Below are 7,588 nucleotides of genomic sequence, written 5' to 3'. Positions count from 1 at the left end.
CGTCCCACTCGATCGGTTCGGGAACCGACACAAGCGCATGACGTAGCACTTCGCTGACATGGGACACGGGAATGATCTCCATTCCGTTCTTCACATTATCAGGTATATCGCGCAGATCCTTTTCATTCTCCGCTGGAATAAGCACCGTCTTGATTCCGCCGCGAAGCGCCGCAAGCAGTTTTTCCTTCAAACCGCCGATAGCCAAAGCATTGCCACGAAGCGTCACCTCGCCCGTCATTGCGATATCCTTGCGCACCGGAATACCCGTTAGAACAGACACAATCGACGTCACCATCGCCAAGCCAGCCGATGGTCCATCCTTCGGCGTCGCCCCTTCGGGAACGTGCACGTGGATATCCCATTTTTCAAACTTGGGTGGCTTCACCCCGATCTCTGGCGCGATGGAGCGCACATAGGAACTCGCCGCGTCGATGCTTTCTTTCATTACATCGCCCAGCTTTCCCGTTGTCTTCATCCGCCCTTTACCCGGCAGGCGCAGCGCTTCGATGTTCAAAAGCTCCCCGCCGACAGAAGTATAAGCAAGCCCAGTGACAACACCAACCTGATCTTCCTGTTCAGCCAAACCGTAGCGATATTTCTTAACGCCCAGGTAATCATCAAGGTTATCAGGCGTGATGACGATTTCCGTCTCTTCCCGCTTAACAATCTTGGTGACCGCTTTACGCGCAAGTTTTGCGATCTCGCGTTCTAGATTACGCACGCCAGCTTCACGGGTGTAGACCCGAACCATTTCCAGAAGTGCTTCATCCGTCAGCGAAAACTCTGACGCTTTCAAACCGTGGTTCTTTACCTGTTTTGCGATCAAATGCTGCTTTGCAATCTCGCATTTCTCGTCTTCGGTATAGCCCGCCAGCGGAATGATCTCCATCCGGTCAAGCAAGGGTCCGGGCATGTTGTAAGAGTTCGCTGTCGTCAGGAACATCACATTCGAGAGGTCATACTCAACCTCCAGATAGTGATCTACAAACGTGCCGTTCTGCTCTGGATCAAGCACTTCAAGCATCGCCGATGCCGGATCGCCACGGAAGTCCTGCCCCATTTTGTCAATTTCATCGAGCAAAATCAGCGGGTTCGTGGTTTTCGCCTTCTTCAGCGCCTGAATGATCTTGCCGGGCATAGAGCCGATGTAGGTGCGACGGTGGCCACGAATTTCGCTTTCATCGCGCACGCCGCCAAGGGAAATACGAATAAATTCGCGCCCCGTTGCCCGCGCAACCGACTTACCAAGCGAGGTCTTACCTACGCCGGGAGGGCCAACAAGGCACATGATCGGGCCTTTAAGTTTCTTGGAGCGCTGCTGCACTGCAAGATACTCGACGATCCGCTCTTTAACCTTTTCCAAACCGTAGTGATCCGCATCCAGCACTTGTTGCGCGGCGATCAGGTTTTTCTTAACACGGCTTTTCGTGCCCCATGGAATCGCGAGCATCCAGTCAAGGTAGTTGCGCACGACTGTCGCTTCGGCGCTCATCGGGCTCATATTTTTGAGCTTTTTGATCTCCGCATCGGCCTTTTCACGCGCTTCTTTGCTCAGCTTGGTCGCGGCGACCTTGCCTTCCAGTTCTGCAACTTCGTTCTGGCCTTCTTCACCATCACCAAGTTCCTTCTGAATGGCCTTCATTTGCTCATTCAAATAATACTCACGCTGGGTGCGTTCCATCTGGGTTTTGACACGGGTTTTGATCTTCTTCTCAACTTGAAGAACGCTCATCTCGCCCTGCATCAGGCCATAAACTTTTTCCAAACGCTCGCTCACCGCCAGCGTTTCCAAAAGTTCCTGCTTTTGATGCACTTCAATACCAAGGTGGCCCGACACAAGGTCCGCCATCTTCGCAGGGTCGTCTGTTTCAAGCACCGAGGCGAGCGCTTCTTCAGGAACGTTCTTCTTTACTTTCGCATAGCGCTCGAATTCAGAGCTTACAGTGCGAAGCAAGGCTTCAATCGTAGCCGCATCGCCCGGCATTTCGCTTAAGTATTCTGCGCGTGCCTCAAAGAAGCTGTCATTCGCAAGGTATTCTGTCACGCTGACACGTGCCTGCCCCTCAACCAGAACCTTCACAGTTCCGTCGGGAAGCTTCAGCAATTGCAATACGTTAGCAATAACGCCGGCATCAAATATGCCCTCAACCTGAGGATCATCTTCAGAGGGGTCGCGCTGCGCTGCGAGCAAAATCTGTTTGTCATCAGCCATCACCTCTTCCAAGGCGCGGACTGATTTTTCACGGCCAACGAACAGCGGCACAATCATATGTGGAAAAACCACAATATCGCGCAGCGGTAGTACCGGATAAGAAGAATTTAGAGGCTCTTGCATGCTCTGTCCTTTTATTGGCAAGACAATCTGGCCCCGCTAGGCGGCAGCGCTAATCATCTCCTCGTTTGGCTTTCAAACATGGGGGCATGGACCGCCAGTTTCAAGCAACATTCCTGCCCGAACCCTTATCACGTTTTCAAGAGCGCGGAATAGTACCCGAACGAAGACAATTTACCTTTATTCGCCCCCGCCCTGCGTTAATTGAAGAGATTGGCTATGCAAGGCACGTGCTTCGGACGCATCGATGAAACTTGCGCAAAGCGTAAGAACAAGTGCCAGAAAGGTTATTTCCAGGTAGGACATGCAGGCAGGCTTACCAACCAAAACTTTCCAGTTGGTAAACATCCACTATCAAATCGGCATTAGCCCCGCTTTTGAGCTACAACGGCTCGATATCGCCTTCAGCGCGTTTTGCATGGAAGTCGACTTGAAACGCGTCAAACCTGCCAGCCGCAATCGCATCGCGCATGCTTTTCATAAGGTCCTGATAATAATGCAGGTTATGCCAGGTCAGCAGCATGGAAGAAATCATTTCCTGCGACCGGAACACATGGTTCAAATAGGCGCGCGAATAGTTCGAACACGTCGGGCAAGAACACCCTTCATCAAGCGGGCGCGGATCGTCTGAATGACGCGCATTCTTGATATTAACCTGCCCGCGCCGCGTCCATGCCTGCCCTGTGCGCCCCGAACGGGACGGCAACACGCAGTCCATCATATCAATGCCGCGCGCAACCGCGCCGACGATGTCATCTGGCTTGCCCACACCCATCAAATAGCGTGGCTTGTCGACAGGCAGCATATCAGGCGCATAATCCAGCACGCCGAACATCGCCTCTTGCCCCTCGCCCACGGCCAGACCGCCGACCGCATAGCCGTCAAATTCGATTTCCCTAAGTTTTTCTGCACTGATCCCGCGAAGTTCCTCAGTCACACCGCCTTGTTGAATGCCGAACAAGGCATGCCCCGGACGATCGCCAAAAGCATCGCGCGAACGCTGCGCCCACCGCATCGACATTTCCATGCTTTTACGTACATCGGCTTCGGATGCAGGCAGCGCGGGACATTCGTCAAAGCACATCACAATGTCTGAGCCGAGCAGCTTTTGAATTTCCATAGAGCGCTCGGGCGTAAGGTGATGCTTGGAGCCATCAACGTGGCTTTTGAACGTCACGCCCTCTTCTGTCAGCTTGCGCAGATCAGACAGGCTCATCACCTGAAAGCCGCCGCTGTCCGTCAGAATCGGGCGATCCCAGTTCATAAACTTGTGCAGGCCACCAAGGCGATCAATCCGCTCGGCCGTTGGCCGCAACATCAAATGATAAGTGTTGCCCAGCAAGATATCCGCGCCCGTTGCGCGCACGCTTTCAGGCATCATCGCCTTGACCGTCGCTGCCGTACCAACAGGCATAAAGGCAGGCGTTCTGATATCGCCGCGCGGCGTGCTGATAACGCCCGTGCGGGCACGCCCGTCAGTGGCATTTAGTGTATATGAAAATCGCTGTGTCATTGGGGCGTCCTAATCGTGACAGTCACAATTGAAAAGAGCCAAGCGCGCCAAAACTACGCGAAGCACTGTGGGCAAGGCGTTTGCTTTGTACTATCAGGCAAGCCTACTCAATGGGATATACTCAAAATGAGCGATACAATTACACTGGGCTGGGAAGAATGGGTTTCCCTTCCCAAACTCGGCCTACCCGCCCTTCGCGTCAAAGTTGACACAGGCGCGCGCACTTCTGCGCTGCATGCGACCGACATCGAACCCTTTGGGTCCGCAAGCAAGCCAAAGGTGCGCTTTACGGTCCATCCGATTCCGGGCCGTGAAGATCTGATTATCCCCTGTTCGGCAGAAGTGATTGATCGGCGCGACGTCACATCGTCTAACGGGGAAACCGAGCTGCGCTATGTAATAGAAACCAACCTCAGCGTTGGCGATATGACCTGGCCTATAGAAATGACGCTCACCGATCGGCGCGGCATGGCTTCGCATATGCTTTTGGGGCGTCAGGCACTGAACGAAAGTGTTACGGTGAACCCGTCCGAGCGCTTCTGCCAGCCGCAACTCAGCTATGAAATTTACCACAGTGCAACAATGCGCCGCGAAGCGCCCAATCGCGCACTGCGAATTGCGGTGCTCTCGCGCGAGGACAACTATTCAACCCGTCGCCTTGTTCAAGAGGGTGAAAAGCGCGGACATACCGTTGAAGTCATCGATACAACCCGTTGTTACATGGCGATAAATGCGCTCTCTCCCGAGGTGCACTACGATGGCGCGCGCCTGCCCCGTTTCGACGCGGTGATTCCGCGCATCGGGGCCTCTGTTACACCATATGGCACGGCCGTTATTCGCCAGTTCGAAACCGTCGGCACCTATTGCGTAAACGGCTCGCAAGGGATCACAGCCAGCCGCGACAAGCTGCACGCGCATCAGCTCATGGCGCGTCACAAGATCGGCATGCCAAACACAGCCTTTGCGGCCAGCCCGAAAGACACAAGCAGTTTGATTTCTCTCGTCGGAACCGCGCCGCTGATTGTGAAGCTACTGGAAAGCACACAGGGCAAAGGCGTCGTGATGGCGGAAACCAAAAAGGCGGCGGAATCCGTAATTTCGGCTTTCCGCGGCCTCAAAGCCAACTTCCTCGTGCAGGACTTCGTCAAAGAAGCCGCTGGTGAAGACGTGCGGTGTCTTGTGATCGGCGGTAAGGTCGTTGCGTCCATCAAACGCACGGCAGCCGCAGGCGAGTTCCGCTCGAACCTGCATCAGGGTGGATCGGCCTCTAAAGTACGTATCACCAAGGTCGAGCGCGATACCGCAGTGAAAGCGGCCAAGGCCTTTGGTCTGGGAATGGCTGGTGTCGATTTACTGCGCTCTGATAGCGGGCCTAAGGTGCTTGAGGTCAACTCCTCCCCTGGACTGGAAGGCGTTGAAAAGGCGTCAGAAAAGAATGTCGCAGAGCTGATCTACGAGCACATCGAAGCACGCGTGCGCCCTGAACCAGTGCGTAAACGCAAGTCGGCGTCCTAGCTCTTAAGCAAAGTCATCAAAGGTTTTGGCGGCAGGATAAGCCGCCGCCAAAGCCCCGCCGCAGGTCATAACAAGCAAGAGACAGAACAGCCAATCGCCGTTCTGAAGGGTCAAAACCGCCCCCGTAAATGCACTAAAAAGTGCCCCCATCGCCGTGGCAATCGCACCCGAGAGGCCAGACGCACTGCCTGCAAGATCGGGGCGCACACTCATCGCGCCAGAATTTGCAGCGGCCAAACTGATCCCGTTCGCCGCACCCAGGGTAATCATCAAGCCGAACACCCAATAGGCATTGTCCCAGCCTAAAATCACCAGAAGCAGCGCAGTCACGGGGCCGATCATCCCGACCCAGCGCCCCCAAATCATCAATGCGCCAAGCGGAACGCGCTCGGCAATGCGGCCCGTTATGAAGCTGCCTATGAAATATCCCACTGCAGTCGCCCCCATCACAAAACCAACGAAGCTTGGCGACAGTTCGTAAAGTTGCCCCGCAACCAAGGGCGCGCCCGCAAGGAAGACAAAGAAGGACGACACCGAAAACCCCAGCACCAGCGTATTGGTCCAAAACGCCGCAGAGCGTGTCACTTGTTTATAGCCCTCAACCTGCTCTGCCATTGTTTTCACGGTGCCGGCTGCTGTCTCCCCAAGGTCGCGCCAGATAAGCGCCACGCTCAACACACCTAAAACCGCAAACAGCCAGAAAACCGAGCGCCATCCAAGCGTTTCCTCCATCAACCCGCCAATCAGCGGCCCGACCATCGGTGCCACGGCCATTGCCATGGCGATATAGCCCAAGACTGAGGTGCCTTTGCCCGGCGGATACATATCACGCACAATCGCGCGGCTTAGTGTAGAGCCCGTCGCGCAAACCGCTTGGCACATGCGAAACACTAGAAAAAGCGTGTAATTTTCGGTGATTGCCGCCCCGATAGAGGCCAGCGCAAAGACCGTAAAACTTATCAGCAAGATAGGACGACGCCCGTATCTGTCCGCCAATGGCCCCAAAACCAGCGATAAAATCGCAGAAAGGAAAAGATATCCCGCAATCGCCAAAGAGATCGCGCCATAGCTGACGCCGAACTCTCGCGCCATAGAGGGCAGCGAAGGCAGGAACAGGTTCAGCGTCAGAACAGAAACCGCCGTTAGCACGATCAGCGTAGCGCGTTTCGGCGGCGTTTGTGCCGCGCCCCAGCGTGTCATACTCATAAAGGCAATCCTTCCAATGCCTTCTGTGACGCGGCGATAGAAAAAGCACAAGTGCCCAGCTGCCCTTTACGCTGCGCTGTCTAAACCCTATATAATCACTCAGGAACACCAAAGAGGCAGATCATGACCGACGCACCCGCACCGCTAGAAGGCACTCCACTTATCGCCCCCTCCAGCACGGATCACGCGCTGTACGATGCGATTGTCGAGGCATGCCGCACGGTCTAGGATCCTGAAATTCCAGTGAATATCTATGATCTTGGTTTGATTTATACGATTGAGATCAGCGCCGAGAGTGAAGTTCGGATTTTGATGTCCCTGACGGCACCTGGCTGCCCCGTTGCGGGCGAAATGCCCGGTTGGGTCGCGGAAGCGATCGAACCCATGGCCGGTGTCAAACATGTCGATGTGGAACTCGTATGGGAACCGCCATGGGGCATGGAAATGATGAGCGACGAAGCACGGCTTGAATTGGGCTTTATGTAGGCAACATGCCATGCAAGCAAATTCGCTTGCATTTTGGAAAAGCAAGTGATATTGCTTGCATATGGCTCAAATAGCAGTTCTCACAGGCGATATCGTTGGATCAAGCGACCTGAAATATGGTGAACTTCAAAAGTCCATCGATCTGATACCTACGCTTTGGCAAGACAGCTATGTTCTCGTCAAATTAGACCGACAAGCGATCGACGTTAGTCTTGAAAAGCAAACTTTCACTGCTTCAGGCGCGTCGATTATTGGTTTCTCGCGTGTTGCGGGCGATGGCTGGCAGATCGCACTTTCACGCGCCTCGATTGCGCTTCGTGTGGCATTGGCAATCCGGTGTCTGTTTAAGCTCTTCTCGCAAGAAACACGCATTGCAATTGCGGTTGGCGAGCACACCGGAGACATCCCTAGTGATTTGAATGTCGCGATCAGTCCGCCTTTTATCGCGTCAGGGCGGCTGCTAAAGAACATGCCAAAATCAACCCTTTTGGCGCATGATTCAGGCGGTACGCTTGCAGCTGCCGTTACACTGGCCG

The 7,588-nt window shown here is 54.5% G+C and carries 5 protein-coding genes and 1 pseudogene; 3 read left to right on the top strand and 3 right to left on the bottom strand.

Annotated features, from left to right (window positions below; translation table 11 throughout):
- Both lon and tgt read right to left on the bottom strand, forming a co-directional pair.
- Positions 1-2,335: endopeptidase La (gene lon / locus WBC85_RS01880; protein WP_424432988.1), on the bottom strand; the 2,335-nt coding region annotated here is incomplete at its 3' end.
- Positions 2,336-2,714: 379 nt separating this feature from the next.
- Entirely contained in the window at positions 2,715-3,845 is a 1,131-nt protein-coding gene (tgt, locus tag WBC85_RS01875) for a tRNA guanosine(34) transglycosylase Tgt (RefSeq protein WP_424432987.1), read from the bottom strand.
- 126 nt (positions 3,846-3,971) lie between these two features.
- Here tgt and rimK point away from each other — a divergent pair, with 126 nt between their 5' ends.
- On the top strand, positions 3,972-5,360 hold the full coding sequence (rimK, locus tag WBC85_RS01870) for a 30S ribosomal protein S6--L-glutamate ligase (protein WP_424432986.1): 1,389 nt from the start codon (positions 3,972-3,974) through the stop codon (positions 5,358-5,360).
- Positions 5,361-5,363: 3 nt separating this feature from the next.
- On the opposite strand, the gene WBC85_RS01865 is transcribed toward rimK, so the two are convergent.
- Complete coding sequence (locus WBC85_RS01865) at positions 5,364-6,566, bottom strand: multidrug effflux MFS transporter (RefSeq protein WP_424432985.1); 1,203 nt, start codon at positions 6,564-6,566, stop codon at positions 5,364-5,366.
- A 123-nt stretch (positions 6,567-6,689) separates the two neighbouring features.
- Here WBC85_RS01865 and WBC85_RS01860 point away from each other — a divergent pair.
- Both WBC85_RS01860 and WBC85_RS01855 read left to right on the top strand, forming a co-directional pair.
- Positions 6,690-7,052, top strand: a pseudogene (locus WBC85_RS01860) (SUF system Fe-S cluster assembly protein).
- 61 nt (positions 7,053-7,113) lie between these two features.
- The coding region (locus WBC85_RS01855; protein WP_424432984.1) for a hypothetical protein at positions 7,114-7,588 on the top strand (475 nt) is incomplete at its 3' end.

Source organism: Planktotalea sp. (genome assembly GCF_049680325.1).
Classification (GTDB): Bacteria; Pseudomonadota; Alphaproteobacteria; order Rhodobacterales; family Rhodobacteraceae; genus Planktotalea.
The sequence above is the reverse complement of the archived record's forward strand: the minus strand, read 5'-3'. Positions and strand labels throughout refer to the sequence as shown.

What these genes read in the sequence shown, in the direction of transcription:
- tgt (WP_424432987.1), bottom strand. Translation starts at nt 3,845, where the DNA reads ATGACACAGCGATTTTCATATACACTAAATGCCACTGACGGGCGTGCC.
- rimK (WP_424432986.1), top strand. Translation starts at nt 3,972, where the DNA reads ATGAGCGATACAATTACACTGGGCTGGGAAGAATGGGTTTCCCTTCCC.
- WBC85_RS01865 (WP_424432985.1), bottom strand. Translation starts at nt 6,566, where the DNA reads ATGAGTATGACACGCTGGGGCGCGGCACAAACGCCGCCGAAACGCGCT.